Source organism: Leclercia sp. UBA5076 (genome assembly GCF_002416465.1).
Lineage (GTDB): Bacteria > Pseudomonadota > Gammaproteobacteria > Enterobacterales > Enterobacteriaceae > Enterobacter.
Map to the genome: position 1 here is coordinate 1 of NZ_DIAO01000007.1, position 25,568 is coordinate 25,568.

Sequence of the window (25,568 nt, forward strand, 5' to 3'; positions counted from 1 at the left end):
TTAAAGAGCAGTGCCGCTTCGCTTTTTCGCTGCGGCGCGGGGTGTGCATATTACGCTTCCCCGCCTCAAAGTCAAGCGATTATTTTCGCTTTTCTCCGTGAGGTTCTTACCGAACCCCGCTGACCCGGCGGCGTGTTTGCCGTTGTTCCGTGTCAGTGGTGGCGCATTATAGGGAGTTATCTGACGGTGACAAGCAGAAATCTTAAAAAGTTTTCCGTTCGCTTACTTTTCGACCTTTGCGACTATTAATGCCGCGAATTGCGGGTTAATTGCGCAATTTCCCGGGCGAAACTGGAGACCTGGGACCAGTCGGTATAGACCACCTCTTTACGGGTATCCGTTTCGCCGCCTGTCATCTTCATAATAAGGCGAATCATAAAGCGATCGTACCAGCGGTAGCGCGGATAACGCAGCGCCCCCGCAAAGACAGCACAGGCAGTTGGCTTCCAGGGTGAGTTCAGTAAAAACTTGCGCGTGTAGCTGTTGGTTTGCGGCGTGCGCTTTTCCGCTTTACGCGCCACCAGATTCACAGAGTAGAAAGCGCCAGGCAGGCTATTCAGCATTGCCGTATGCTTTTTCACGAAGCGATCCACCGCAGGATGGAAATGACCGTAACGAATCGAGGCGCCAATCACCACGCGGTCATACTCCTGCCACGCAATCTCTTCTGTGCGGTTCAGATTGACGACATCCGCATAGATACCCTGCTCTTTTAACTCAGAAGCCAGAAAAGCGGCAATCTCCCGCGTCTGCCCGTCGCGCGTTGAAAATAGAATTAATGTTTTCACAAACGGCTCCCTTATTCGCGCCAGAATGTTGGTGTCAGGAGAACCAACAGCGTAAAGACCTCAAGACGCCCGAACAGCATATTGGCAATCAGGATCCACTTCGCGGTTGGGTTCATACTGGCAAAGTTGTCTGCGACCACGCCAAGGCCCGGCCCCAGGTTGTTCAGTGTGGCGACCACGGAGGCAAACGCCGAAAAGTCATCCACGCCCGTCGCGATGATCGCCAGCATGCTGACGATAAAGACCAGCGCGTAGGCAGAGAAGAAGCCCCACACCGCCTCCAGAATACGCTCCGGCAGTGCGCGGTTGCCCAGTTTGATGCTGTAAACCGCATTCGGGTGTACCAGACGCTTAAGCTCGCGGTTCCCCTGTTTAAAGAGCAGCAGAATGCGGATCACCTTCAGGCCACCGCCCGTCGAACCGGCACAGCCGCCGATAAAGGCCGAACAGAGCAGCAGCACAGGCAGGAAGAGCGGCCAGCGCGCGATACTGTCGGTGGTGAACCCTGCGGTGGTCGCCATCGATACCACCTGGAAGAAAGCCTGATTAAGGGTGGTGACCGCCGAGTCATAGACATCGTGTAGCCACAGCACCAGGGTACAGATAGCCACCAGCGTCAGCTGCACGCCAATGAACATGCGGAACTCCGGGTCGCGCCAGTACACCTTCAGGTTACGGCCGCTTAACAGCGAGAAGTGCAGGCCGTAGTTACAGCCGGAGATAAGCAGGAAGATAGCAATGATGGTATTGATTGTAGGGCTGTCAAAATAGCCGACGCTGGCATCATGGGTTGAGAACCCACCAATGGCGATGGTCGCAAAACTATGGCCAATGGCATCAAAGGCTGGCATCCCGGCGAACCACAGCGCCAGCGCACAGGCGACCGTCAGCAGAACATAGATCAGCCATAACGTTTTGGCCGTCTCGGCAATACGCGGGCGCATTTTATTATCTTTCAGCGGCCCCGGCATTTCGGCACGGTAGAGCTGCATCCCCCCGACGCCCAATATTGGCAGGATAGCTACGGCTAATACGATGATCCCCATACCGCCGAACCATTGCAGCATCTGCCGGTAAAAAAGGATGGCATGAGGTAATGAGTCCAGCCCCACCAACGTGGTGGCTCCGGTGGTGGTCAGCCCGGAAAAGGATTCGAAGAAGGCATCGGTGATCGTCAGGTTGGGTTGTTCCGAGAAGATGAAGGGTAATGCCCCCACGCTGCCCAGCACGGTCCAGAACAGCACCACGATCAGGAAGCCTTCCCGGGATTTCAGCTCCCCTTTCTGACGGCGGTTAGGCCACCACAGCAGGGAGCCAATCATCAGCGCGACGAAAAAGGTCTGCGTAAAGGCGCGGCCCGCACCATCCCGATAAATAAGCGCTACCAGTCCCGGGAGGATCATCGTCCCGGAGAAAAGTATGACCAGCAATCCAACAATTCGGGTTATGGCACGAAAATGCATCTCTGCCGCTTCCTTTGGTATTCAATAAGTAGGGTGGGGATTATTCTTCAATCGGCCGCAATTGCAACGAACCACGACTAAAATCAGCCAGTTTTGCTGAGAATGCCGGAAGCGCCGCCTGGGGTAATGCCACCCGCAAGTGCACCATCGCCTGGTAGTCACTGAGTACGATCAGGCCCTGATACTGCTTCAGCAAGGCCTCGATGCCGGATAACTGGGCGTAATCGCACAATAAAGTATATTCGGTAAGTGGCGTTTTGCGGATAGTCGTCAGCTGATTAAGCGCCTGCTGGACGCCGCCGCCATAGGCCTTGACCAGCCCGCCCGTTCCCAGTAATACGCCGCCGTAGTATCGCACCACGACGGCGGTGATTTCGCCAACGCCGCTGCCCATGAGCTGCGAGAGCATGGGTTTGCCCGCCGTGCCCGCCGGTTCACCATCATCCGAGAACCCGAGCTTTTGCGAGTCGTCAGGCGGCCCGGCCACCCACGCCACGCAGTGGTGGCGGGCGTCGGGATGCTCCGCTCTTACTGACTCTACAAACGCCTTCGCCGCCTCCACGCCGTCGGTATGCGCCAACAGCGTGATGAAACGGCTTTTCTTGATCTCTTCCGTAAAGGTGACCGGCGCTGCCGGTATGAGCCAGCTTTCCATTACGCCAGCTTCAGATCTCGCGTCATGTTTTCAGTACCGTTCTCGTGGATCACCACGTTATCTTCGATACGGATCCCACCAAACGGCTTCAGCGCTTCGATTTTCTGCCAGTTGAAGTGTTTGCTGAACTGCCCTTCACGCCACGGCGCCAGCAGCGACTCTATAAAGTAGATGCCCGGCTCGATGGTCAGCACCATGCGCGGTTGCAGAATACGGGTGCAGCGCAGGTAGGGATATTTAGACGGCGCCGCCAGGTGCGTACCGGTATCATCCTGCATAAAGCCCGCCGTATCGTGGACCTGCAGACCCAGCGGATGGCCGATACCGTGCGGCATAAAGGGCCCGGTCAGGTCGTTTTCCACCATCGCCTCTTCGCTCATATCGCTGACGATCTGGTACTTACGCAGCAGTTTCGCAATGCGCTGATGGAACTGGATGTGGTACTCCACGTAGCTCACGCCCGCCTTCATGGTGGCGATCAGGGCAAGCTGTTCATCATTCACGTCTTTGATAAGCGCAGCGAACTCGGTGTCGCTGTTTCCGGCCCAGGTACGGGTCAGGTCAGCGGCATAACCGTTATATTCCGCCCCGGCATCCAGCAGGAAGCTGCGCATTTCGGACGGCGCGCGGTGATCGAGTTTGGTGTAATGCAGCACCGCCGCATGTTCGTTCAGCGCCACGATGTTGCTGTAAGGCACATCGGTATCACGATGGCCGGTCGCCGTCAGGTAAGCCTGGTTAATATCGAACTCGCTCATGCCGGACAGGAACGCTTCATGTGCCGCACGATGGCCGTTAACCGCGGTTTTTTGCGCTTCACGCATACACGCCAGTTCATAGTCGGTCTTATATGAGCGGTAATAGTGCAGATAGTCGATCACCCCTTTCGGGTTGACGTTTTCCGCTGTGATCTCCATGGCAAGTGCCCGTTCAGGCACCGGGCCAATATAGGCAATGTTACCGCGAGCCGCGGGTAACTGGCTGCTAATACCGTCCGCTTTCGGCAGGGCAATCACCTCTATCTCGTCCGTCCAGAATGAGGTCGGCAGCGGCTCCACGTTGTGCCAGTAATCCACTGGCAGATAGAACCAGAGTTTCGGCTTGTTCACACCATCCACCAGCAACCAGCAATTGGGAACCTGCGTTACCGGCACCCAGGCTTTAAATTGCGGATTCACTTTGAAGGGATAAGCATGATCGTCAAGGAAGACATTAAACAGTTCGCCGGAGTGGATGAGCAACGCATCCAGCTTAAAGCGAGCCAGTACGTCGCGTGTACGTTCCTGTAACGTAACAATATGATTTTTGTAGAGCGCGGCCAGTGAGTCCATCATTATTCCTTTCGTTTTGACCTCAAGTCCCCGCATCTTAGCACACCTCAGAAAAGCTGCGTGATCTTCGCCGAGCGTGATCAGACCTACAATTATTTAATGACTAATTTGCATTTCATTAACACAAAACCCACACTCCGTTTCATCTGGTATGACCAGATCCAATTGCTGGATTCAGGAGACTGACATGCTCTACAAAGGCGACACCCTGTACGTAGACTGGCTGGAAGGTGGCATTGCCGAACTGGTGTTCGACGCCCCCGGCTCAGTGAACAAGCTTGATACCGCAACCGTGGCCAGCCTTGGCCAGGCGCTGGACGTTCTTGAAAAACAAACCGATTTAAAAGGTCTGCTGCTGCGTTCCGAAAAAGCGGCATTTATTGTCGGCGCAGACATCACCGAATTCCTCTCGCTGTTCCTGGTACCACAGGAGCAGCTGAGCCAGTGGCTCCATTTCGCCAACAGCGTCTTTAACCGTCTGGAAGATCTGCCGGTCCCGACCCTTTCTGCGGTTAATGGCTATGCGCTGGGTGGCGGCTGTGAATGCGTGCTGGCGACCGATTATCGTCTGGCGACGCCGGATCTGCGCATTGGTCTGCCTGAAACGAAGCTGGGCATCATGCCGGGCTTTGGCGGCTCGGTACGTCTGCCGCGCCTGCTGGGTGCCGATAGCGCCCTGGAAATTATTGCCGCGGGTAAAGATGTCAGTGCCGATCAGGCATTAAAACTCGGTCTGGTGGATGGCGTCGTTAAGCCGGAAAAACTTCATGAAGGGGCACTGGCGATACTGCGCCAGGCGATTAACGGCGATCTCGACTGGAAAGCAAAACGCCAGCCGAAACTGGAGCCGCTGCACTTAAGTAAAATTGAAGCCACCATGAGCTTCACCATCGCTAAAGGCATGGTGATGCAGACGGCGGGTAAACACTATCCGGCGCCCATCACCGCGGTGAAAACCATCGAAGCCGCCGCACGTCTGGGCCGTGACGAAGCACTGAAATTAGAAAACCAAAGTTTCGTTCCGCTGGCTCACACCAACGAAGCGCGTGCCCTGGTGGGTATTTTCCTCAACGATCAGTTCGTGAAGGGCAAAGCGAAGCAGCTGACCAAACATGTCGAGACGCCAAAACAGGCTGCGGTGCTGGGTGCGGGCATTATGGGCGGCGGTATTGCGTATCAGTCGGCATGGAAAGGCGTGCCGGTTGTCATGAAAGATATCAACGACAAATCCCTGACGCTGGGCATGACGGAAGCGGCCAAGCTGCTGAACAAACAGCTGGAGCGCGGCAAGATCGACGGTCTGAAGCTCTCCGGGGTGATCTCTACTATTCATCCGACGCTGGAATACAGCGGTTTCGATCGCGTGGATGTGGTCGTCGAAGCGGTAGTTGAAAACCCGAAAGTGAAAAAAGCGGTGCTGGCGGAAACAGAAGAGAAGGTTCGCCCGGAGACTGTGCTGGCATCCAACACCTCTACCATACCAATCAGCGAACTGGCCAGCGTGCTGAAGCGCCCGGAAAACTTCTGCGGTATGCACTTCTTTAACCCGGTGCACCGTATGCCGCTGGTTGAAGTGATTCGCGGAGAAAAGACCTCCGATGAAACGATCGCCAAAGTGGTGGCGTGGGCCAGCAAGATGGGCAAAACCCCGATTGTGGTGAATGACTGCCCGGGCTTCTTCGTCAACCGCGTGCTGTTCCCCTACTTTGCCGGTTTCAGCCAGCTGCTGCGCGACGGGGCGGATTTCCGCAAGATCGACAAAGTGATGGAAAAACAGTTTGGCTGGCCAATGGGCCCGGCCTATCTGCTGGATGTTGTCGGCATTGATACCGCCCATCACGCCCAGGCAGTAATGGCGGCTGGTTTCCCGGCGCGGATGCAGAAAGATTACCGCGATGCCATCGACGCACTCTTTGAATCGAATCGCTACGGTCAGAAAAACGGCCTCGGCTTCTGGCGTTATAAAGAAGACAGCAAGGGCAAACCGAAGAAAGAGGAAGATGCCACCGTGGACAGCCTGCTGGCAGAGGTCAGCCAGGCGAAGCGTGATTTCAGCGACGAAGAGATCATTGCCCGCATGATGATCCCGATGGTCAATGAAGTGGTGCGCTGTCTCGAAGAGGGCATTATCGCCAGCCCGGCGGAAGCCGATATGGCGCTGGTGTACGGCCTGGGCTTCCCTCCGTTCCACGGCGGCGCGTTCCGCTGGCTGGATACGCTCGGCAGCGCCCGCTATCTGGATATGACGCAACAGTACGAGCATCTCGGCCCGCTGTATCACGCCCCGGAAGGTCTGCGTGCCAAAGCGCGTCACAACGAAGCGTACTATCCTCCGGTTGAGCCTGCCCGTCCGGTTGGCGCAATCAAAACGGCTTAAGGAGTCACAATGGAACAGGTTGTCATTGTCGATGCAATTCGCACCCCGATGGGCCGTTCGAAGGGCGGCGCATTTCGTAACGTGCGCGCGGAAGATCTCTCCGCACATTTAATGCGTAGCCTGCTGGCGCGCAACCCGGCGCTGGAAGCCACCGCGCTGGACGATATCTACTGGGGCTGCGTACAGCAGACCCTGGAGCAGGGTTTTAACATTGCCCGTAACGCCGCGCTGCTGGCGGAAATCCCGCACTCAGTACCGGCTGTCACCGTCAACCGCCTGTGCGGTTCGTCGATGCAGGCCCTGCACGATGCGGCACGCATGATCATGACCGGCGACGCGCAGGTGTGCATGATTGGCGGTGTGGAACACATGGGCCACGTGCCGATGAGCCACGGCGTCGATTTTCATCCCGGCATGAGCCGTACCGTGGCGAAAGCCGCGGGCATGATGGGGCTAACGGCAGAGATGCTCTCCCGTCTGCACGGCATCAGCCGTGAAATGCAGGACAGCTTTGCCGCCCGCTCGCACGCCCGTGCCTGGGCCGCGACGCAGTCCGGCGCCTTCAAAAATGAGATCCTGCCGACGGGCGGCCACGATGCCGATGGCGTGCTGAAACAGTTCTACTTCGACGAAGTGATCCGTCCGGAAACCACCGTTGAAGCGCTCTCCGCGCTGAAACCGGCCTTTGATCCGGTGACCGGCACCGTGACGGCGGGCAGCTCTTCCGCCCTCTCCGATGGTGCTGCCGCCATGCTGGTCATGAGCGAAAGCCGCGCCCGCGAGCTGGGTCTGACGCCGCGCGCCCGTATCCGCTCGATGGCGGTCGTGGGCTGCGATCCATCGATTATGGGTTACGGCCCGGTACCGGCCTCAAAGCTGGCGCTGAAAAAAGCCGGGCTTTCCACCAGCGATATCGACGTGTTCGAGATGAACGAAGCCTTCGCCGCGCAGATCCTGCCGTGCATTAAGGATCTGGGCCTGATGGATCAGATCGACGAGAAGATTAACCTCAACGGCGGCGCCATTGCGCTGGGTCACCCGCTGGGCTGTTCCGGGGCGCGTATCAGCACCACGCTGATTAACCTGATGGAACGTAAAGATGCTCAGTTTGGTCTGGCGACTATGTGTATCGGCCTGGGTCAGGGGATCGCGACGGTGTTTGAGAGGGTGTAATCGAAGAATATTCCCCTAAATCATTCGCGTTGCATCGCGGCGGCAACTGCGCGAATCCCCGGGAGCATAGTTAACTATGTGACCGGGGTGAGCAAAGGCAGCCAACAAAGAGGCAGCGTGAATGATGACGGGGAAAGTTTTAGTTGCCGTTTTCCCGCCTGTCAGGGGCGGGTTTTTTTCGTCTCAAATAAAGGCAAATGCGTCGCCAAACAGACGATCTTCACGCGCGCCACGCTCGTTGCAGAACAGGTCACGGGCAATTTTCGCCATTTCGAAACGACCGGCAATATAGATATCGTGATTTACCAGGGTGCCATGATCCTGCAATACCGCCGTTAACACGGTGCCGCTGCGGCCGCGCCATCCCTCTTCCGGCTGCTCCACCACCGGCTCAACGCGCAGGTTTGGATGGGTCACGCTCAGCGCTTCCAGCTCGGACAGATCGTAAAGGTGCTTCGACTCGCGGCCACCCCAGTAGATGGTGATATCCCGGTCCGGATTACGCGCCAGCGCCGTCAGCAGAATAGAGCGCGCGTAGGAGAAACCGGTGCCGCCGGCAATCAGGATCAGTGGACGCTCTTCGTCATCGCGCAGCCAGGCTTCCCCGTGAGGCATATCAACTTCAATCACGTTCTCTTTCAGAATGCGATCCATCACCGCCATCGCATACAGGTTGAGCTCCGACGCCCCAATGTGCAGCTCGATAAACTCTTGCTCATCCGGCGTGGAGGCCATTGAGAAAGGGCGCTTATCCCGTTCATCCATCACCACCATCAAATACTGGCCAGCGCGGAAGGAGAACGCCGATTCAGGTACTAAACGGACGCGATATACAGTGTCGGTGATAGCGTCTACCGAGGTCACTTTACAGCTTAAGGTTGTCATTCGCTCTCTCTGTCGGGAAGTCTATAGGGCATAACGGGCGCATTCAGGCGTCTTTACCGTTATTCATTATGGCCAGTTCATCCCAGATCGCGTCAATTCGCGCAGTCACCTCAGGATCCTTTTTGATCGGTCGACCCCATTCACGTTGGGTTTCGCCGGGCCATTTATTGGTGGCATCCAGTCCCATTTTTGAGCCAAGACCGGAAACCGGCGAGGCAAAATCCAGGTAATCAATTGGCGTGTTTTCGACTAACACGGTATCGCGTGCCGGATCCATACGGGTGGTAATGGCCCAGATTACGTCATTCCAGTCTCGGGCGTTGACGTCATCATCGCAAACGATCACAAACTTGGTATACATAAACTGGCGCAGGAAAGACCATACGCCCATCATCACCCGTTTAGCGTGACCCGCATACTGCTTCTTAATGGTTACTACCGCCAGGCGATAAGAGCACCCTTCCGGCGGCAGATAGAAATCAACGATCTCCGGGAACTGTTTTTGCAGAATAGGCACAAACACTTCGTTGAGCGCCACGCCCAGTACGGCAGGTTCATCTGGTGGACGGCCGGTATAGGTGGAGTGGTAAATCGCATCTTTCCGCTGGGTAATGTGCGTCACGGTAAATACCGGGAAGTTGTCTATTTCATTGTAATAGCCGGTGTGGTCGCCATACGGCCCTTCCGGGGCCATCTCTCCAGCTTCGATGTAGCCTTCGAGGACGATTTCAGCGCTGGCGGGCACTTCCAGATCGTTAGAAACGCACTTCACCACTTCGGTTTTGGTGCCACGCAGTAACCCGGCAAAGGCATATTCCGACAGCGTGTCGGGCACCGGCGTCACTGCGCCGAGTATAGTGGCCGGATCGGCACCCAGCGCCACGGAGACCGGGAAGCGTTCGCCCGGATGCGCAGCACACCACTCCTGGAAATCAAGCGCGCCGCCGCGGTGCGACAGCCAGCGCATAATGAGTTTGTTTTTACCGATCAGCTGCTGACGGTAGATCCCAAGATTCTGGCGCTCTTTGTGCGGCCCGCGCGTTACGGTCAGGCCCCAGGTGATCAGCGGGGCGGCGTCTTCTGGCCAGCACTGCATGATGGGAATTCGGGTCAGATCGACCGCATCGCCTTCCACGATTTTCTGCTGGCAGGGGGCACCACGCAGCCGTTTGGTCGGCATGTTCAACACCTGCTTAAACTGCGGCAGCTTATCAAAGAGATCGCGAAAACCTTTTGGTGGCTCAGGCTCTTTCAGAAAAGCCAGCAGCTTACCTACTTCACGCAACGCGCTGACATCCTCCTGCCCCATCCCCATCGCCACACGCCTGGGTGTGCCAAACAGGTTACAGAGCACCGGCATGGTGTAGCCTTTCGGATTTTCAAACAGCAGCGCTGGCCCACCGGCACGCAGGGTGCGGTCGGCAATCTCTGTCATCTCCAGATAAGGATCGACAGGCAGGGTAATACGTTTGAGTTCGCCCTGCTTTTCCAGCAGTTCCAGGAAGTCGCGTAGATCGTTGTATTTCATGCAGTTAGTCAAGCTCTCTCTGTATGCGGTTCATTATACGGCGTAAGACTGCGTGATGCTGTATTTTTGTTAAATTAGCGTGAAGATTCACGGCTTCTTCTGCGTACTGCCATTATAATCAGCTTAGCGATCCCGCCAGGGTTTTGATATGCTTGCCGGCATAACAAGCGGAAAAGAGTCATTATGCGGGCCTGGTATTTACTGTATTGCAAGCGTGGGCAACTTCAGCGTGCTCAGGAACATCTGGAACGCCAGGCAGTGAACTGTCTGACGCCTGTGATCACGCTGGAAAAAATGGTTCGCGGTAAACGTACAACCGTCAGCGAGCCGCTGTTTCCTAACTATCTGTTTGTTGAATTCGACCCTGAAGTGATCCACACCACCACCATCAATGCGACACGCGGCGTCAGCCACTTCGTGCGCTTTGGCGTTCATCCGGCCACGGTGCCCTCTTCCGTCATCCACCAGCTCTCGGTTTATAAACAGCCAGAAGGCATGACCGATCCTGATACGCCCTTCTCCGGCGATGATGTGGTGATCACCGAAGGGGCGTTCGAAGGGCTGGTAGCGATTTTCGCTGAGCCGGATGGGGAAGCCCGCTCCATGCTGCTGCTGAACTTGCTGAATAAAGAAGTGAAGCAGAGCGTGAAAAACACCAGTTTCCGCAAAGTTTAAAAGTCGACGCCAAACAGACGACGCACGTTGTCATCCGTCTGCGCAGCCAGCCACTGCGTCTCTTCGCCGCGCCAGTGGGCCACCCGCTCAAGTATATGGCCCAGCCAGGCTGGCTCATTACGCCTTGAGGCCGGTTTAGGGCTGAGATCGCGCGGCAGCAGGTACGGCGCATCGGTCTCAATCAGCAGGCGTTCGGCAGGAATAACCGGTAACAGTTCACGCAGCGCCAGCCCGCGCCGTTCATCGCAGACCCAGCCGGTGATCCCCAGATATAAGCCACGATCCAGACAAGCTATCGCCTCCTCACGCGTGCCGGTAAAACAGTGCAGCACCGCGCCGGGCAGTTTATCCAGCCAGGGTTCCAGCAACGCCAGAAAGCGTTCGTGAGCGTCACGGCAGTGCATAAATACTGGCATACCCAGCTCCGCGGCCAGTGCAAGCTGGGCGCTAAAGGCATGCTCCTGCTCGGTGGGGGTGGAGAAGTTGCGATTAAAGTCGAGGCCACACTCTCCGATTGCCACGACCTCAGGCGAGGCGGCTAACGCCCGCAGCGTATCTGCGCTCTCTGTCGTCCACTGGCTGCTGTCGTGAGGATGAACGCCTGCCGTTGACCAGCAGCGATCGTAACGTTGCGCCAGCTGCTGCGTCTGCTCACTTTCATGCAGGTTGGTGCCCGTCAGCAGTAAGCCCTTTACCCCGGCAGCGAAGGCCCTGGCAACGACCTCATCGCGATCCTGGGCAAACTGGGGACTGGTCAGGTTCAGACCGATATCAAACATACTCGCTCCCATATGACAACCGCCCTGGCGGGCGGTTGGTTTTATTCTTCTGACTCTTCCTCGTGATCTTCACGTCGCTTTCCAATATAGAAGCGCGAGAAGAAGACGCCGACCTCAAACAGGCAATACATCGGGATTGCCAGCAGGGTTTGCGAGAAGACATCCGGCGGCGTTAGCATCATGCCAATGACGAAGGCACCCACCAGAATGTACGGACGCTTTTTACGCAAGTCTTCCGGCGTGGTGATCCCCACCCAGCAGAGCAGCACGATGGCAACCGGCACCTCAAACGCCACGCCGAAGGCCATAAACAGCGCCATCACAAAGCTCAGATAACTGGCAATGTCCGTCGAGACCTGGACCCCTACCGGCGCGGTGTTTGCCAGGAAGCCAAAGGCCAGGGGGAAAACCACGAAGTAGGCGAAGGCCATGCCGATATAAAACAGCAGCGAGCTGGAGACCAGCAGCGGGATCACCAGACGGCGTTCATGCTTATACAGCGCAGGGGCAATAAAGGCCCAGACCTGGTAAAGGATCACCGGGGCAGAAGCAATCAGCGACACCCAGAAGGTCAGCTTAATCGGCGTGAAGAAGGGCGACGCGACATCGGTCGCAATCATGGTTGCACCCAGCGGCATCTGTTTAATCAGCGGCGCAGAGACCACCTGATAGATGTCGTTGGCGAAATAGACCAGGCCTATAAAAATGAGGAAGACCGCAATAATGCAGTTCAGCAGGCGCTTACGCAGCTCGATCAGGTGCGTAATCAGCGGTTGAGTTTCATCTACTGCCATATTTACGCTTTATCACTCGACGAGGGGGACGCATCAGCGACGGGGGCAGGCTTCTTCTCTGCGGACGCTGGCGTCGGTTCTGAATTTTTGATCACCGGCTCTGAAGGCGTCTGTTCGGGCGCACTGGCCTGGTGTTCTGCGGTAGCAGGCGTCACGCCTTCGTGCTGCGCTTCGTTATCTTTGACCAGCGGATTGCGAATGGTGTTGGCTTCATCACTCGCTTTTTCCGGGTCGTTAACGCTGTAGGAGCGCTTCATGGATTCCGCCGCTTCGCGCAGTTCATCCATGGAGGCTTTGAGTTCCGGCGTCAGGTTATCCATGCTCGCCTTCTCCACTTTTTTCAGGCTGTCCTGAAACTCCTGCAGCTTAAGCTCCTGCGCCAGCTCGTTTTGAACCGTTGTCGCAAGCGAACGTAGCGCCCGCACCCAGCCTGCAATTGTTTTTACTGCCACCGGCAAACGCTGTGGCCCCAGTACAATGAGGCCAATCACGAATACCAGCAGCAGTTCGCTAAAACCAATATCAAACACGGATTACACCTGCTCGTTATCGTGGCGTTTAGCATTTTCCTTTTTGACGTCGTCTGGTTTATCGGCGATAGATTTAGCAGTGAAATCCGCGTCCTGGCTGGATTTGTCCTGCTTCTCGTCATCGTCTTTGATCGCTTTCTTGAAGCCTTTGATGGAGGCGCCAAGATCGGAACCGATAGAACCCAGTTTTTTGGTACCGAAAAGCAGCACGACGATGACGGCAATAATCACCAATTGCCAGATACTGATACCACCCATACTTCTTCCTCAGTTGTAGATGATAAATTAATCAGGCCGCATTATACGTTATGCGGCCCTGCGATAGCGATGCAATTCAGCGTGTTTTACGCCATCCTGCCAGCCAGACCACCACTCCACCGGCCATCAGCCAGGCGGGCATCAACTCCCAGTCAGGACGGTTGATTAGCAATAGCGTGCCGCTTAACAACAGCGTGGCGCCTATGCCAAACAGATACCGTGACTGGCCCTGACGCACATGATTGGTTTGCAGCTCACGAGCGATTTTATCTACGCTATGTTGCAAGTTTTTGCTCTGACGCAAACTGTCGTACACCAGTTCCGGCAGTTCGGGCATTTTTTCGATCCAGAAAGGTGCTTTCTCTTTCAGGGAGCGGACCAGGGCAGGCAGCCCAACCTGGTCTTTGATCCAGGACTCAAGGAACGGTTTTGCCGTTTTCCATAAGTCTAACTGAGGATAGAGTTGCCGCCCCACCCCTTCAACGTAAAGTAATGTTTTCTGAAGTAAAACTAATTGCGGCTGCACTTCCATATTGAAGCGTCGGGCGGTATTGAACAGGTTCAGCAGCACATGGCCAAACGAGATCTCCGCCAGCGGTTTCTCGAAAATAGGCTCACAAACCGTCCGAATAGCGAACTCAAACTCTTCGACGTTGGTGTCCGGAGGAACCCAACCGGAGTCGACGTGCAGTTCAGCCACTTTACGGTAATCGCGATTGAAGAAGGCGATAAAGTTCTCGGCCAGATAGCGCTTATCTTCTTTGTTCAGCGAGCCGACGATACCGCAGTCAATGCCGATGTATTGCGGATCTTCCGGGTGCTCGTAACTCACGAAGATATTGCCGGGGTGCATGTCGGCATGGAAGAAGCTGTCGCGGAACACCTGGGTAAAGAAGACCTGTACGCCACGCTCGGCCAGCAGCTTCATGTTGGTGCCCTGCTTTTCGAGGGTCGCGACGTCCGATACCGGGATGCCGTAGATGCGCTCCATCACCATCATGTCCTGGCTGCAATAGTCGGAGTAGACCTCCGGCACATACAGCATCGGGCTGTTTTCAAAATTGCGGCGCAGCTGAATCGCGTTCGCCGATTCACGCAGCAGATTCAGCTCATCAATCAGCGTCTTTTCATATTCACGCACCACTTCCATCGGACGCAGGCGACGGCCATCAGGCAACAGACGCGGCACCCAGCGAGCCAGACGGTAGATGAGTCTCATGTCGGCTCTGATGATCGGCAGAATATCCGGGCGGATCACCTTGATGACCACCTCTTTGCCGTTCTCTTTCAGCCGCGCGGTGTGAACCTGGGCGATAGAGGCCGAAGCCAGCGGTTGGATGTCGAAGTCATCGAACCAGCTTTCTACCGGGATATCACCCATCGCCTTTTCGATCTGCCGCTTTGCCAGCCGGCCATCGAACGGGGCGACTTTATCCTGCAGCAGAGCCAGCTGATCGGCAATCTGGGGAGGGAAGAGATCGCGGCGGGTCGAGAGCATCTGGCCGAACTTGATCCATACCGGACCCAGCTCCTGCAACGCCAGCCGCAGCCGCTCACCGAGCAGCTTGTCTTTATGGCGATTTGGCATCCAGAATAGCGTTTGCCGCCAGAGGCGCAGCGGCAAGGTAATACGCATTCGAGGGATCAACTCATCGAGCCCGTAGCTCAAAAAGGTGCGGATGATAAAATAGAGGCGCCGAATTTCACCTGGCGTCATTTGCCCTCCAGCTTTTCAAGCCTTTTAGTCAGTGCATCAACCGAACGTTCAACCGCGGCGGTTTCTTCTGCAAACCATGCTGCTTCCAGCGGCCCGGGAGCCATGCGCCACTCTTCGGTAAGCACCTCCGCAGCATAGCGCTGCTGACGCTGAAAACCTTTTTTCAGCAATGAGGCACCGCCGCGCAGCACTTTACTGATCCCCTCTGCGGCAATATCGCCCGTCCAGGGAGCCAGCAGTTCAGCCGGATCAAATTCCGCCAGGTCAGCCAGCGAAACGAAGTTTTGTACCACCTGGATATCGCCGTCGACTTCCAGCTCACCGCTACGGATGAGGGCGGTGAGCTGCTGGCGATCGCGCAGTTTAGGCAGCGTACTCATATGGGTGATAACAGAGCAGTCAGCCTCGCCCTCCCACTCGCCCAGCACGTCGAGCTGACGCTCGCTAAATACCAGCACCAGCGGGGTCGAAAACTCTTTTACCACCACGCGCAGCACTTTACCGTTCAGTCGCTGGCGTGCCGTTTTGAGCGCGGGCGAGCGATACAGAAAGGTATTGAGTACGTTTTCAACACCGGCTGTGATCAAGGGTTTAAACGGCATCTGCCACCTCCACTCAGAACTTGTACCCGCGATGCAGGGCGACAACGCCCGCGGTCATGTTGAAGTAATCAACATTGTCAAAGCCCGCATCCTGCATCATAGCCTTTAACGTGTCCTGGTTAGGGTGCATACGGATGGACTCGGCCAGGTAGCGATAGCTGTCGGCATCGTTAGCAACCACTTCACCAATGCGCGGCAGAATGTGGAAAGAGTAAGCGTCGTACGCTTTGCTCAGGGGCTCAATAATCGGTTTAGAGAACTCCAGCACCAGCAGGCGTCCACCCGGTTTCAGCACGCGGTACATGGAACGCAGCGCTTTCTCTTTATCGGTGACGTTACGCAGACCGAACGAGATGGTGATGCAGTCAAAAGTGTTATCCGGGAAAGGCAGCGCCTCGGCGTTCGCCTGGACGTACTCAACGTTGCCGACCACACCGAGATTGCGCAGTTTCTCACGCCCCATTTTCAGCATGGAGTCGTTGATATCAGCCAGCACAACGCGGCCTGTTTCCCCTACCAGACGCGAGAATTTCGCGGTAAGGTCGCCGGTCCCGCCCGCCAGATCAAGCACGGTTTGCCCACGACGCACGCCGCTACAATCAATAGTGAAGCGCTTCCACAAGCGATGAATGCCGAATGACATCAGGTCATTCATTACATCGTACTTCGCCGCCACGGAATGGAATACGTGGGCCACCATGTCAGCTTTCTGCGCTTTAGCGACAGTCTGAAAGCCAAAGTGCGTTGTGTCTTGTGAATCTTCAACCATCTCAGAGCCTGCTTATCAATCAAATGTACGAGAAGTGTAACAGATTGGGCGAATTTGCCCTACGATTCAACCACCCCAGGAATAACGCCCTACAGGTCTGCCGACGCGTGTGCCTCTGCTAACGTATTGTTTGTCTTTTGAACATCGCCCTCGCCACGCAACCGGTACTCTTCATCCTGCGCGGTGGCCTGCTCGACTAAATCCGGATTAATCTCGCGTTTAACCTCCACGCCAAGGCTGCGGAACGATTCGGCCTGAGCCAGCAGATTGCCGCGACCGGAGGCCAGCTTTTTCATCGCCTGACGATAGTTATCCTGGGCGCGATCCAGACTCTGCCCAACGGACGACATGTCATCGACGAACAGGCGCATTTTGTCGTACAACCGGCTGGCGCGATCGGCAATCTGCTGGGCATTGCGGCTCTGATGCTCGTAGCGCCAAAGATTAGCAATGGTACGCAGCGCCACCAGCAGCGTGGTCGGGCTGACCAGCATAATGTTGTTTTTTAACGCTTCGGAGATCAGCTCCGGCTGGCGGTCCAGCGCCAGTAAGAAGGCGGGTTCAACCGGGATAAACATAAGCACATAGTCAAGCGAACGCAGGCCGGGTAACTGCTGATAATCTTTACGCCCCAGCAGGCGAATGTGGTTCCGCACCGAGGCGATATGCTCCTGCAACGCCGTCTCGCGGGTGTAGTCGTCCTCGGCATTAAAGTAACGCTCATAGGCCACCAACGTCATTTTGGCATCGATGACCACATCCTTCTCCTGCGGCAGGCGGACAATGACATCCGGCTGCATCCGCGCGCGAGATTCTGTTTCGATACTGACCTGGGTCTGATATTCATGCCCTTCACGCAGGCCGGAAGCTTCCAGTACGCGGGTCAACACCACTTCGCCCCAGTTGCCCTGGGTTTTATTGTCGCCTTTCAGCGCCCGGGTCAGGTTGATCGCTTCCTGGGCCATCTGGGCATTTAGCTGCTGGAGATTGCGAATTTCATGGGCCAGCGTGTGTCGCTCCCGCGCCTCCTGGCCAAAGCTGTCCTGCACCTGGCGACGAAAACCGTCCAGCTGTTCGCGCAGGGGAGTCAGCAGACCGTTCAGGCTCTGACGGTTTTGCTCGTCAACACGGCGGTTGCTCTGCTCAAAGATGCGGTTCGCCAGGTTTTCGAACTGCTCGCTCAGGCGCTGTTCGCTGTTGATCATCTGGCGGATTTTATCTTCCGCATGCAGTTGGGTGGATTCCAGGCGGGTGGTGACTTCGCGCAGGTCGGCTTCCAGCGAGGTATTGATATCCCGCAGATTACGCAGTTCGTTATTGAGTAGCTCGCACTCGTCGCGCCAGTGTCCGCTTTGCGCCGCCTGTTGTTTCAGCGCGCTTAAGGCAGCCACCATCTCCTCACGTTCGGCCAGTTGATCGGCTTTTTCCTGCGCATGCTGATAGCTGGCGAACAACCAGCCCACGCCGACGCTGACCAGCGCGATAACGACATAAAAAAGGATGGAAATATCCACGACGCCCCCTGCATCAAGGTATGACCCGCACAAAATAGAATTGTGCTGTATAAACGTCCAGTTTGAAAAGAGTTTTCTGCGAGGGGCTACGCAAAGAAAAAGGCCGAACGGGTCGGCCTTTGGCAAAGAAAAGGAGTAATTAAAGCAGGCGGCGGGCCGCTTCCACCACGATTTTCACCGCGTGGCTTTCGGTCTGCTTCATGGTCTCGGCGTTCGGGATCTCTTGCTGGGTACGGTTCACAATGACACCCGCAACCATACCGGCACGCAGACCCTGGCTTGCACACATGGTCAGCAGCGTAGCGGATTCCATTTCATAGTTCATAACGCCCATAGACTGCCACTCTTCCATCGAGCCTTTGAAACGGCTGACCACGCGACCGGAGAAGGTATCGTAGCGCTCCTGGCCCGGGTAGAAGGTGTCTGAGGAGGCGGTCACGCCAACGTGAGTGGTTGCGCCGACGGATTTCGCGGCTTCCACCAGCGCGGTGGTGCACTCGAAATCGGCCACTGCCGGGAACTCCATCGGGGCAAAGTGCAGGCTCGCGCCGTCCAGACGCACGGACGCGGTGGTGACCAGTACGTCGCCAACGTTGATGTGCGGCTGGATCGCACCGGTCGTACCGATACGCAGGAAAGTACGGATGCCCAGCTGTGCCAGCTCTTCAACGGCAATAGAGGTAGACGGGCCACCGATACCGGTTGAGCAGACGATCACCGCTTTGCCATCCAGCTCTGCCCGCCAGGTCGTGAATTCGCGATGGGCTGCCAGCTTAACCGGCTTATCCATCAGCGCGGCGATCTTTTCCACACGCTCAGGATCGCCAGGGACGATAGCGAGCGTAGCCCCTTGTAAATCATTTTTAGTGAGGCCGAGATGAAAAACATCAGACTTAGACATAGAAAACTCCTCTGTGGGTCAGTTTGTCAGCAGAAGCAAAGCGGTACTTTACCGGAGCATATAGCTTAATTTCGTGACAGATATCACCGCGAATGAAATTGATTGCATTTAATTACCATGAAATAGTGATTAACATCACATTAACGACTTATATCGTTATCTGTTGCACAAAAGATAGCCTGTTTCGGGCACTGTGGATTGTTAACCTGCGGACTATATTTACTTTTGCGCTAATTGGTACGGAGAATGCCATGACTGGAACATCTGGATTTGCCCCTGCTGCTGATCTGCAAGCCTCAACCGTTGTCACTACCCCCGACGAGGCGATTACCGCCGGGGAGACCTCGATTCCGACCCAGGGCGATAATATGCCTGCTTACCATGCCCGGCCCAAAAATGCGCAAGGGGCATTGCCGATCGTCATCGTGATTCAGGAAATTTTCGGCGTACATGAGCATATTCGCGATATCTGTCGCCGCCTGGCGCTGGAAGGCTATCTGGCGGTCGCGCCGGAGCTCTACTTCCGTCAGGGCGATCCGAACGAGTACAGCGACATCCCTACCCTGTTCAGCAATCTGGTCAGTAAAGTGCCGGACGCGCAGGTGCTGGCGGATCTCGATCATGTCGCCAACTGGGCAGCGCGCAACGGTGGCGATCCTCATCGTCTGCTGGCGACCGGTTTCTGCTGGGGCGGACGGATCAGCTGGCTCTATGCCGCCCATAACCCGCAGCTGAAAGCAGCCGTGGCGTGGTATGGCAAACTGGTCGGCGAGAAAACCCTGAACTCACCAAAGCATCCGGTGGATGTGGCTACCGATTTAAACGCCCCCGTGCTGGGGCTCTATGGCGCCGAAGACACCGGCATTCCACTGGATACCGTCGAGACGATGCGTCATGCCCTGCGGGCGGCGAACGCAACGGCGGAGATTGTGGTCTATCCGGGAGCGGGTCACGCGTTTAATGCCGATTACCGTCCGAGCTATCACGAAGAGTCAGCGAAGGATGGCTGGCAGCGGATGCTGGCGTGGTTTGCGCAGTATGGCATTAAAAAATAATACCCTTACGCCCGGCACGTCTGCCGGGCATACAATCCATGGTTATTAATTCCAGCAATATAAACATCTATTTATATATTCTACAGAGAGGATCACTATTTAAATAACAATCGCCTCCCTGATTTTGTGAGCCATCATAAATTACAAACGCTTTAGGAAATTAACCATACAGTTATGCTTTTCTCTCCTGTATGTGGGGCGTACGCTGGCATTCATATTACTTGCCAAACAGGAGGTTACAGGATGGCTATACCGGTATATCTTTGGTTAACAGACCATACAGGAAATCAGGTTAAAGGTTCAGTTGATATACAAGGAAGAGAAGGAAGCATTGAGATTATAGAGTTTATGCATTCTGTCGATCTTCCCACGGACAACCTTACAGGTAAAATTACTGGCAAACGTATCCATGGTGACTTTGCTTTAATCAAAGAAATTGATAGCTCATCGCCTTACCTTTATAAAGGCGTATCTACTGGTCAAAAATTTAAGCAAGCAGAGCTTAAGTTTTTCCGTATCAATTATAATGGTCAGGAAGAGGAATATTTCCGTATAATGATGGAAAATGTCAGGGTTAATGGAATAGAACCGTTAATGTTCGACATTAAAAATACCACCTTTGAAAGGCGCAATCACCTTGAAGCCTTTTATTTAGCTTATGAAATAATCACATGGCACTATCTGGATGGAAATATTATTCATACAGACAGATGGGATGCTGAGGAGGAGGCTACGGTATGACGTGGGTTTATAAAGTAAGTTCGCACTCATTTTATCTGGATGGCACTTATCAGTTTGATGGTCAGTATGCAGGTAGGCCTGGGTTTAAAAACGACTCAGCAAATGAATGTGTAAAAAACAAAGGCCCGCTACCAAGAGGAACGTATACAATAGGACCCGCTTTTTATCATTCTAAAACCAAAGCATGGACAATGAGATTAACTCCCTACGCCGGGAACGATATGTGCGGTCGGGATGGCTTCATGATACATGGGGAAAGTTCATTGCATCCGGGAGAGGCATCCTACGGATGTATCATCCTAACTTTATCCAGTCGTAAAATCATTGCTGCAAGCAGTGATAAAATACTCGTTGTGGAGGATTAATGCTTAATAAAAAATCTCTCTACCTATTGATTATTTATCCTTTTCTTACGCACGCAAATAATAATGGATGTGCTATTGTCGGTGCGTCAATGGAGACCGCTTTATTCAATGCCATTTCGCGAGACTTACAAATTGATACGTCGACTATTCAGCGAAACAAAACAACCATTAAAATTATTGACCTTTCTCCTGTATCAAAACTGTACGCGCAATCATTAGCAAAAATCGATTATAAAATGGCTGTGGCACAGGGAAAAGCGACAATACCCGAGGGTGCTTACCTGGACAGTTATTATGAAAACAACACTCAATCCCTCACTGTAAAATACACTTATATCAACAAGAAACAAAAGGAAGATATATTCATTGCTTCTGGCCTTATAAATGACGATGAATGCTCAGTCAGGTTTAATGGTTATATGGTAATAGCAAGAGAGTTTTAATTATTCAGGAGGGTCATACTTAGGCCGGGCAGGCCTCGCGCCGCCCGGCAATTATTCTCCGGAATTAACCCTGCCGCAAATTCTGCGCCGCTTTCACCATATTCGCCAGTGCGGCGCGCGTTTCAGGCCAGCCGCGGGTTTTCAGGCCGCAGTCCGGGTTCACCCACAGGCGCTCTGCCGGAATGCGCTGAGCCGCTTTTTGCAGCAGGGCTTCAATCCACTCTACGCTCGGGACGTTCGGGGAGTGAATGTCATAGACGCCCGGGCCGATCTCGTTCGGGTAGTCGAACTCTTCAAACGACTCCAGCAGCTCCATATCCGAGCGTGAGGTTTCGATGGTGATCACGTCGGCATCCAGCGCGGCGATGGAGTCCATGATGTCGTTGAACTCGCAGTAACACATGTGGGTGTGGATCTGGGTCTCATCCTTCGCCACCGCAGCGTTGATGCGGAAGGCTTCCACCCCCCACTTCAGATAAGCATCCCAGTCGCTGCGACGCAGCGGCAGTCCTTCGCGCAGTGCCGGTTCGTCAATCTGAATGATGCCGATACCGGCGGCTTCCAGATCCGCCACTTCGTCACGCAGCGCCAGCGCGATCTGCTTCGCGATGGTCTCACGCGTCACATCCTCACGCGGGAAGGACCAGCAGAGAATAGTCACCGGCCCGGTCAACATGCCTTTTACCGGTTTGTCGGTCAGGGACTGGGCATACTTCGCCCACTCGACGGTGATCGCTTCCGGGCGGCTGACGTCCCCGATCACTACCGGCGGCTTCACGCAGCGGGAGCCGTAGCTCTGCACCCAGCCATTCTGGGTAAAGACGAAACCGTCCAGATGCTCACCGAAGTACTCCACCATGTCGTTACGCTCGGCTTCGCCGTGGACCAGCACATCCAGCCCCAGGCGCTCCTGCTCCACAATCGCCTGCTTGATATGTTCGGCGATGCCGGTGCGGTAGTTGCCTGCATCCAGATTGCCCTTTTTGAAGTCCAGACGCAGGCCGCGGATCTCGGTGGTCTGCGGGAAGGAGCCGATAGTGGTGGTCGGCCAGGCCGGGAGTTTAAAGCGGGCACGCTGGGCTTCAGCACGCACCTCATAAGGACTCTGACGCTGGCTCTCCTTCGCGGTGATGGCGGCCAGACGTTTCTCAACCGCCGGGTTGTGCACGCGGGTAGAGTGGCGGCGGGCCTGAATTGGCGCGCTCCATGCGGTAATCGCCGCCGTATCGCCGCTGTTCAGCGCATCGCGCAGCAGGGCCAGCTCTTCGCATTTTTGTAGGGCAAAGGCAAACCAGCTCTTCACTTCGGCATCCAGACGGGTTTCGACGCTGAGGTCGATCGGGCTGTGCAGCAGGGAGCAGGATGAGGCGATCCACAGATCGCGTTTACCAACGATCTCTTTAATCTGACCATATTTTTCTGTCAGATCGGCGCGCCAGACGTTGCGACCGTTCACCAGCCCGGCAGAGAGCAGCCAGTCGGACGGCAGACGGGAATGGAGTTCTGCCACGTCATCTTTACCGTGCACCAGATCAACATGCAGCCCCTGCACCGGCAGCGCAGTGATGGTATCGAGATTTGGCGTCACGCCTTCGAAATAGGTGGTGAGCAGCAGCTTCACCTGGCCCGCGAGGGCGTCGTATGCCGGTTTGAAGGCATCCAGCCATGCCTGCGGCAGCTCCAGCACCAGCGCCGGTTCGTCGATCTGTACCCACTCAACGCCGCGTTTCGCCAGTTCGCCCAGCACCTGCTGGTACACCGGCAGGATCTCATGCAGCAGGCTCAGGCGATCAAACTGTTCGCCCTTCACTTTACCGAGCCACAGGTACGTTACCGGCCCCAGCAGAACAGGTTTCACCTGATGGCCGAGGGCCAGGGCTTCGTCCACCTCATCCAGCAACTGGGTCCAGGTCAGTCTGAACTGCTGGCCCTTCACGAACTCCGGCACCATGTAGTGGTAGTTGGTGTTGAACCATTTGGTCATCTCTGCCGCCGCCGCGGGTTCACCCGTTGGCGCACGGCCACGGCCAATGCGGAACAGGGTGTCGATATCTACCGAGCCATCGTTGTTCTGATGACGAGCCGGCACGTTGCCCAGCAGCAGGCTGGTCGTCAGAACATGGTCGTACCAGGCGAAATCGCCCACCGGCAGCAGGTCGATGCCCGCCTGCTTCTGCTGATCCCAGTGGCGGGCACGGAGTTCGCGTCCCACCGCCAGCAGTTCATCACGGGTGGCGTTACCCGCCCAGTAGCTTTCGAGCGCTTTTTTCAGCTCGCGGCGCAGGCCGACGCGCGGGAAACCGAGGGTATGGTTGCGAATTGTCATGATGTGCTCCTTATGGAATTTTCAGTATTTAGCCGTCCAGATGTTTACACTTCCATAATGTGTAGGTACTGTATATTCCTCAAGCGCAAATTGTTCATGGCGAAGTGAAGGACATTCATGATCGAGATAAAACACCTGAAAACGCTCCAGGCGTTGCGGAACTGCGGCTCTCTTGCGGCGGCGGCGGCGGCGCTGCACCAGACGCAATCCGCCCTTTCCCACCAGTTCAGCGATCTGGAACAGCGCCTTGGCTTTCGTCTGTTTGTGCGTAAGAGTCAGCCGCTACGCTTCACGCCGCAGGGTGAGATCCTGCTGCAGCTGGCGAATCAGGTGTTGCCGCAGATCGCCAGCGCGTTGCAGGCCTGCCATGAGCCCCAGCAAACCCGGCTGCGCATCGCCATTGAGTGCCACAGCTGTATCCAGTGGCTGACACCCGCGCTTGAGAACTTCCGCCAGAGATGGCCGCAGGTGGAGATGGACTTTAAATCCGGCGTGACCTTTGACCCGCAACCGTCACTCCAGCAGGGCGAGCTGGATCTGGTCATGACCTCGGATATTCTGCCGCGCAGTGGCCTGCACTATTCGCCGATGTTTGATTTTGAAGTTCGCCTGGTGCTGGCCCCGGATCATCCACTGGCTGCCAGAACGCGCATTACGCCGGAAGATCTGGCGACCGAAACGCTGCTGATCTACCCGGTCCAGCGCAGTCGTCTGGATATCTGGCGTCACTTCCTGCAGCCGGCGGGTATCAGCCCGCAGCTGAAAAGCGTGGACAATACTCTGCTGTTAATTCAGATGGTGGCGGCCCGCATGGGTATTGCCGCGTTACCACACTGGGTGGTGGAGAGCTTTGAACGCCAGGGCCTGGTAGTGACCAGAACCCTGGGCGAGGGATTATGGAGCCGGTTGTACGCCGCCGTGCGCGATGGCGAGCAGCGTCAACCGGTTACCGAGGCCTTTATTCGCTCAGCGCGGAATCACGCTTGCGATCATCTGCCGTTTGTCCGGAGCGCGGAGCGACCCAACGGCGATGCACCCACAGTGAAGCCAGGATCACCGTCCCCCCAATAATGAAGCTCGGCCAGTGCGGTTGTTCCTGCCAGATGGCGAGGTTCACCAGCAGGCCTGCCGGGACGTGAACGTTGTTCATGATCCCAAGCGTTCCGGCGTCCACCTGCGTGGCGCCATAGTTCCACATGAAGTAACCCAGCCCGGATGCCACCACCCCCAGCCAGACCAGCACGCTCCACTGCACCGTCGTGGTCGGCAGTTTTTGTGGGTTCCCCAGCATAAACCACGCCGCGACCGCCACAATCGCCGCCCCCATATAAAACCAGGCAAAGGCGTTGTGCTGCGGCATCGGACGGGTTTCCATCAAACGCTTATACCCCACCATGCCGATGGCAAAGCTGATGTTGGCGAGCTGGACAAACATCAGCCCGGTCCAGAAGTGGTCGCTCACTTTGTCGTAGCGAATGATCGCCGCACCCACCACCGCCAGCGCCGCGCTCAGCAGGTAGCCCCAGCGCAAACGGCGTTTGCTCAGCAGATCGTAAATCAGCGTGATATAGAGCGGCGTGAGCACGGTAAACAGCAGGAATTCCGATACCGACAGGTAGACGTAAGCGCGGAAGCTGAACAGGTACATGATGCCGAGCTGCATCGCGCCTACCAGCATGTACAGCAGAAGGGTTTTCAGCGTTTGTCCGCGCGTACGCAGGAACGGCAGGAACACCAGCGCCGCCAGCCCTACGCGCATCAGCACCGAGAAATAGCTGTCGACATATCCGGCGAGATATTCACCGATAAGGCTAAAGGAGAAGGCCCACAGAATAGTGGTGATAATGAGTAGCGCCACAATGCTTGTCTCTTGAAAAGATGGACAGGCATTGTAGCGAA

25 protein-coding genes are annotated in these 25,568 nt (G+C 55.7%); 8 read left to right on the plus strand and 17 right to left on the minus strand.

What is annotated here, in order from left to right:
* Positions 1-245 precede the first annotated feature (245 nt).
* The 4 genes from hemG to pepQ are packed head-to-tail and all read right to left on the minus strand — an operon-like array spanning position 246 to position 4,237.
* Positions 246-788 (minus strand): menaquinone-dependent protoporphyrinogen IX dehydrogenase, encoded by a 543-nt coding sequence (gene hemG, locus B3X29_RS06940; protein WP_103177408.1) that lies wholly within the window; start codon positions 786-788, stop codon positions 246-248.
* Between the two features lie 11 nt (positions 789-799).
* Positions 800-2,251, minus strand: a complete 1,452-nt coding sequence (gene trkH, locus B3X29_RS06945) for a Trk system potassium transporter TrkH (protein ID WP_103177409.1) — start codon at positions 2,249-2,251, stop codon at positions 800-802.
* A gap of 40 nt (positions 2,252-2,291) precedes the next feature.
* On the minus strand, positions 2,292-2,906 hold the full coding sequence (locus B3X29_RS06950; protein WP_156655348.1) for an IMPACT family protein: 615 nt from the start codon (positions 2,904-2,906) through the stop codon (positions 2,292-2,294).
* Positions 2,906-4,237 carry a Xaa-Pro dipeptidase gene (pepQ, locus tag B3X29_RS06955; protein ID WP_103177411.1) on the minus strand — a complete coding sequence of 444 codons (1,332 nt, stop codon included), beginning with the start codon at positions 4,235-4,237 and terminating at the stop codon, positions 2,906-2,908. Before pepQ ends, B3X29_RS06950 begins: the two co-directional genes overlap by 1 nt.
* A gap of 187 nt (positions 4,238-4,424) precedes the next feature.
* Between pepQ and fadB the strand changes: the two genes are divergently transcribed.
* Positions 4,425-6,614, plus strand: a complete 2,190-nt coding sequence (fadB, locus tag B3X29_RS06960) for a fatty acid oxidation complex subunit alpha FadB (RefSeq protein ID WP_156655349.1) — start codon at positions 4,425-4,427, stop codon at positions 6,612-6,614.
* Positions 6,615-6,623: 9 nt separating this feature from the next.
* Positions 6,624-7,787, plus strand: a complete 1,164-nt coding sequence (fadA, locus tag B3X29_RS06965; RefSeq protein WP_103177414.1) for an acetyl-CoA C-acyltransferase FadA — start codon at positions 6,624-6,626, stop codon at positions 7,785-7,787.
* A 183-nt stretch (positions 7,788-7,970) separates the two neighbouring features.
* On the opposite strand, the gene fre is transcribed toward fadA, so the two are convergent.
* Both fre and ubiD read right to left on the minus strand, forming a co-directional pair.
* Positions 7,971-8,672 carry an NAD(P)H-flavin reductase gene (gene fre / locus B3X29_RS06970; protein WP_103825360.1) on the minus strand — a complete coding sequence of 234 codons (702 nt, stop codon included), beginning with the start codon at positions 8,670-8,672 and terminating at the stop codon, positions 7,971-7,973.
* A gap of 43 nt (positions 8,673-8,715) precedes the next feature.
* Positions 8,716-10,200, minus strand: coding sequence for a 4-hydroxy-3-polyprenylbenzoate decarboxylase (ubiD, locus tag B3X29_RS06975; protein ID WP_159340433.1), 1,485 nt, complete (start codon positions 10,198-10,200; stop codon positions 8,716-8,718).
* 183 nt (positions 10,201-10,383) lie between these two features.
* Here ubiD and rfaH point away from each other — a divergent pair, with 183 nt between their 5' ends.
* Positions 10,384-10,875 carry a transcription/translation regulatory transformer protein RfaH gene (rfaH, locus tag B3X29_RS06980; protein WP_103177417.1) on the plus strand — a complete coding sequence of 164 codons (492 nt, stop codon included), beginning with the start codon at positions 10,384-10,386 and terminating at the stop codon, positions 10,873-10,875.
* Here rfaH and tatD read toward each other — a convergent pair.
* From tatD to udp, 9 genes are all read right to left on the minus strand, one after another.
* Positions 10,872-11,654, minus strand: a complete 783-nt coding sequence (gene tatD / locus B3X29_RS06985; protein WP_159340432.1) for a 3'-5' ssDNA/RNA exonuclease TatD — start codon at positions 11,652-11,654, stop codon at positions 10,872-10,874. The two genes, rfaH and tatD, sit on opposite strands and share 4 nt — an antisense overlap.
* A gap of 41 nt (positions 11,655-11,695) precedes the next feature.
* Positions 11,696-12,448 carry a Sec-independent protein translocase subunit TatC gene (tatC, locus tag B3X29_RS06990; protein WP_103177419.1) on the minus strand — a complete coding sequence of 251 codons (753 nt, stop codon included), beginning with the start codon at positions 12,446-12,448 and terminating at the stop codon, positions 11,696-11,698.
* 2 nt (positions 12,449-12,450) lie between these two features.
* Positions 12,451-12,978 (minus strand): Sec-independent protein translocase protein TatB, encoded by a 528-nt coding sequence (gene tatB, locus B3X29_RS06995; protein WP_103177420.1) that lies wholly within the window; start codon positions 12,976-12,978, stop codon positions 12,451-12,453.
* A 3-nt stretch (positions 12,979-12,981) separates the two neighbouring features.
* Positions 12,982-13,236, minus strand: coding sequence for a Sec-independent protein translocase subunit TatA (gene tatA / locus B3X29_RS07000; RefSeq protein ID WP_103177421.1), 255 nt, complete (start codon positions 13,234-13,236; stop codon positions 12,982-12,984).
* A 76-nt stretch (positions 13,237-13,312) separates the two neighbouring features.
* Positions 13,313-14,953 carry a ubiquinone biosynthesis regulatory protein kinase UbiB gene (ubiB, locus tag B3X29_RS07005; RefSeq protein ID WP_103177422.1) on the minus strand — a complete coding sequence of 547 codons (1,641 nt, stop codon included), beginning with the start codon at positions 14,951-14,953 and terminating at the stop codon, positions 13,313-13,315.
* A complete protein-coding gene (gene ubiJ, locus B3X29_RS07010; RefSeq protein ID WP_103177423.1) occupies positions 14,950-15,555 on the minus strand; it encodes a ubiquinone biosynthesis protein UbiJ in 606 nt (201 codons plus the stop codon). Before ubiJ ends, ubiB begins: the two co-directional genes overlap by 4 nt.
* A 13-nt stretch (positions 15,556-15,568) precedes the next feature.
* The gene (gene ubiE, locus B3X29_RS07015) at positions 15,569-16,324 is read right to left on the minus strand and encodes a bifunctional demethylmenaquinone methyltransferase/2-methoxy-6-polyprenyl-1,4-benzoquinol methylase UbiE (protein ID WP_103177424.1); all 756 of its coding nucleotides are present in this window, start codon (positions 16,322-16,324) and stop codon (positions 15,569-15,571) included.
* 89 nt (positions 16,325-16,413) lie between these two features.
* On the minus strand, positions 16,414-17,838 hold the full coding sequence (gene rmuC, locus B3X29_RS07020) for a DNA recombination protein RmuC (protein ID WP_159340431.1): 1,425 nt from the start codon (positions 17,836-17,838) through the stop codon (positions 16,414-16,416).
* A 139-nt stretch (positions 17,839-17,977) separates the two neighbouring features.
* Entirely contained in the window at positions 17,978-18,739 is a 762-nt protein-coding gene (gene udp / locus B3X29_RS07025) for a uridine phosphorylase (RefSeq protein WP_045417628.1), read from the minus strand.
* Between the two features lie 251 nt (positions 18,740-18,990).
* Between udp and B3X29_RS07030 the strand changes: the two genes are divergently transcribed.
* The 4 genes from B3X29_RS07030 to B3X29_RS07045 all read left to right on the plus strand — a co-directional run bounded on the left by B3X29_RS07030 (position 18,991) and on the right by B3X29_RS07045 (position 21,343).
* The gene (locus B3X29_RS07030) at positions 18,991-19,794 is read left to right on the plus strand and encodes a dienelactone hydrolase family protein (RefSeq protein ID WP_103177426.1); all 804 of its coding nucleotides are present in this window, start codon (positions 18,991-18,993) and stop codon (positions 19,792-19,794) included.
* Positions 19,795-20,037: 243 nt separating this feature from the next.
* Positions 20,038-20,535, plus strand: coding sequence for an Hcp family type VI secretion system effector (locus tag B3X29_RS07035; RefSeq protein ID WP_159340430.1), 498 nt, complete (start codon positions 20,038-20,040; stop codon positions 20,533-20,535).
* The gene (locus tag B3X29_RS07040; RefSeq protein ID WP_159340429.1) at positions 20,532-20,900 is read left to right on the plus strand and encodes a tlde1 domain-containing protein; all 369 of its coding nucleotides are present in this window, start codon (positions 20,532-20,534) and stop codon (positions 20,898-20,900) included. The genes B3X29_RS07035 and B3X29_RS07040 overlap by 4 nt, the downstream gene beginning before the upstream one ends.
* Positions 20,900-21,343, plus strand: coding sequence for a Shiga toxin A subunit (locus B3X29_RS07045; RefSeq protein ID WP_159340428.1), 444 nt, complete (start codon positions 20,900-20,902; stop codon positions 21,341-21,343). The genes B3X29_RS07040 and B3X29_RS07045 overlap by 1 nt, the downstream gene beginning before the upstream one ends.
* A 64-nt stretch (positions 21,344-21,407) precedes the next feature.
* Here the strand turns inward: B3X29_RS07045 and metE are convergent, their stop codons facing one another.
* A complete protein-coding gene (gene metE / locus B3X29_RS07050; protein ID WP_159340427.1) occupies positions 21,408-23,669 on the minus strand; it encodes a 5-methyltetrahydropteroyltriglutamate--homocysteine S-methyltransferase in 2,262 nt (753 codons plus the stop codon).
* A 117-nt stretch (positions 23,670-23,786) separates the two neighbouring features.
* On the opposite strand from metE, the gene metR reads away from it, so the two are divergent.
* Positions 23,787-24,740 (plus strand): HTH-type transcriptional regulator MetR, encoded by a 954-nt coding sequence (gene metR, locus B3X29_RS07055; RefSeq protein ID WP_156240006.1) that lies wholly within the window; start codon positions 23,787-23,789, stop codon positions 24,738-24,740.
* On the opposite strand, the gene B3X29_RS07060 is transcribed toward metR, so the two are convergent.
* Entirely contained in the window at positions 24,628-25,527 is a 900-nt protein-coding gene (locus tag B3X29_RS07060; RefSeq protein WP_103177432.1) for a carboxylate/amino acid/amine transporter, read from the minus strand. The genes metR and B3X29_RS07060 overlap by 113 nt on opposite strands.
* Positions 25,528-25,568 lie beyond the last annotated feature (41 nt).

Bases quoted from the DNA above. Each gene is read 5' to 3' on its own strand.
- trkH (WP_103177409.1), bottom strand. From the start codon at position 2,251: ATGCATTTTCGTGCCATAACCCGAATTGTTGGATTGCTGGTCATACTT.
- B3X29_RS07030 (WP_103177426.1), top strand. From the start codon at position 18,991: ATGACTGGAACATCTGGATTTGCCCCTGCTGCTGATCTGCAAGCCTCA.
- pepQ (WP_103177411.1), bottom strand. From the start codon at position 4,237: ATGGACTCACTGGCCGCGCTCTACAAAAATCATATTGTTACGTTACAG.
- B3X29_RS07040 (WP_159340429.1), top strand. From the start codon at position 20,532: ATGACGTGGGTTTATAAAGTAAGTTCGCACTCATTTTATCTGGATGGC.
- ubiB (WP_103177422.1), bottom strand. From the start codon at position 14,953: ATGACGCCAGGTGAAATTCGGCGCCTCTATTTTATCATCCGCACCTTT.
- rfaH (WP_103177417.1), top strand. From the start codon at position 10,384: ATGCGGGCCTGGTATTTACTGTATTGCAAGCGTGGGCAACTTCAGCGT.
- tatA (WP_103177421.1), bottom strand. From the start codon at position 13,236: ATGGGTGGTATCAGTATCTGGCAATTGGTGATTATTGCCGTCATCGTC.
- ubiJ (WP_103177423.1), bottom strand. From the start codon at position 15,555: ATGCCGTTTAAACCCTTGATCACAGCCGGTGTTGAAAACGTACTCAAT.
- B3X29_RS07045 (WP_159340428.1), top strand. From the start codon at position 20,900: ATGCTTAATAAAAAATCTCTCTACCTATTGATTATTTATCCTTTTCTT.
- fadA (WP_103177414.1), top strand. From the start codon at position 6,624: ATGGAACAGGTTGTCATTGTCGATGCAATTCGCACCCCGATGGGCCGT.
- tatD (WP_159340432.1), bottom strand. From the start codon at position 11,654: ATGTTTGATATCGGTCTGAACCTGACCAGTCCCCAGTTTGCCCAGGAT.
- B3X29_RS07035 (WP_159340430.1), top strand. From the start codon at position 20,038: ATGGCTATACCGGTATATCTTTGGTTAACAGACCATACAGGAAATCAG.
- metR (WP_156240006.1), top strand. From the start codon at position 23,787: ATGATCGAGATAAAACACCTGAAAACGCTCCAGGCGTTGCGGAACTGC.
- ubiE (WP_103177424.1), bottom strand. From the start codon at position 16,324: ATGGTTGAAGATTCACAAGACACAACGCACTTTGGCTTTCAGACTGTC.
- udp (WP_045417628.1), bottom strand. From the start codon at position 18,739: ATGTCTAAGTCTGATGTTTTTCATCTCGGCCTCACTAAAAATGATTTA.
- metE (WP_159340427.1), bottom strand. From the start codon at position 23,669: ATGACAATTCGCAACCATACCCTCGGTTTCCCGCGCGTCGGCCTGCGC.
- B3X29_RS06950 (WP_156655348.1), bottom strand. From the start codon at position 2,906: ATGGAAAGCTGGCTCATACCGGCAGCGCCGGTCACCTTTACGGAAGAG.
- fadB (WP_156655349.1), top strand. From the start codon at position 4,425: ATGCTCTACAAAGGCGACACCCTGTACGTAGACTGGCTGGAAGGTGGC.
- tatC (WP_103177419.1), bottom strand. From the start codon at position 12,448: ATGGCAGTAGATGAAACTCAACCGCTGATTACGCACCTGATCGAGCTG.
- fre (WP_103825360.1), bottom strand. From the start codon at position 8,672: ATGACAACCTTAAGCTGTAAAGTGACCTCGGTAGACGCTATCACCGAC.
- ubiD (WP_159340433.1), bottom strand. From the start codon at position 10,200: ATGAAATACAACGATCTACGCGACTTCCTGGAACTGCTGGAAAAGCAG.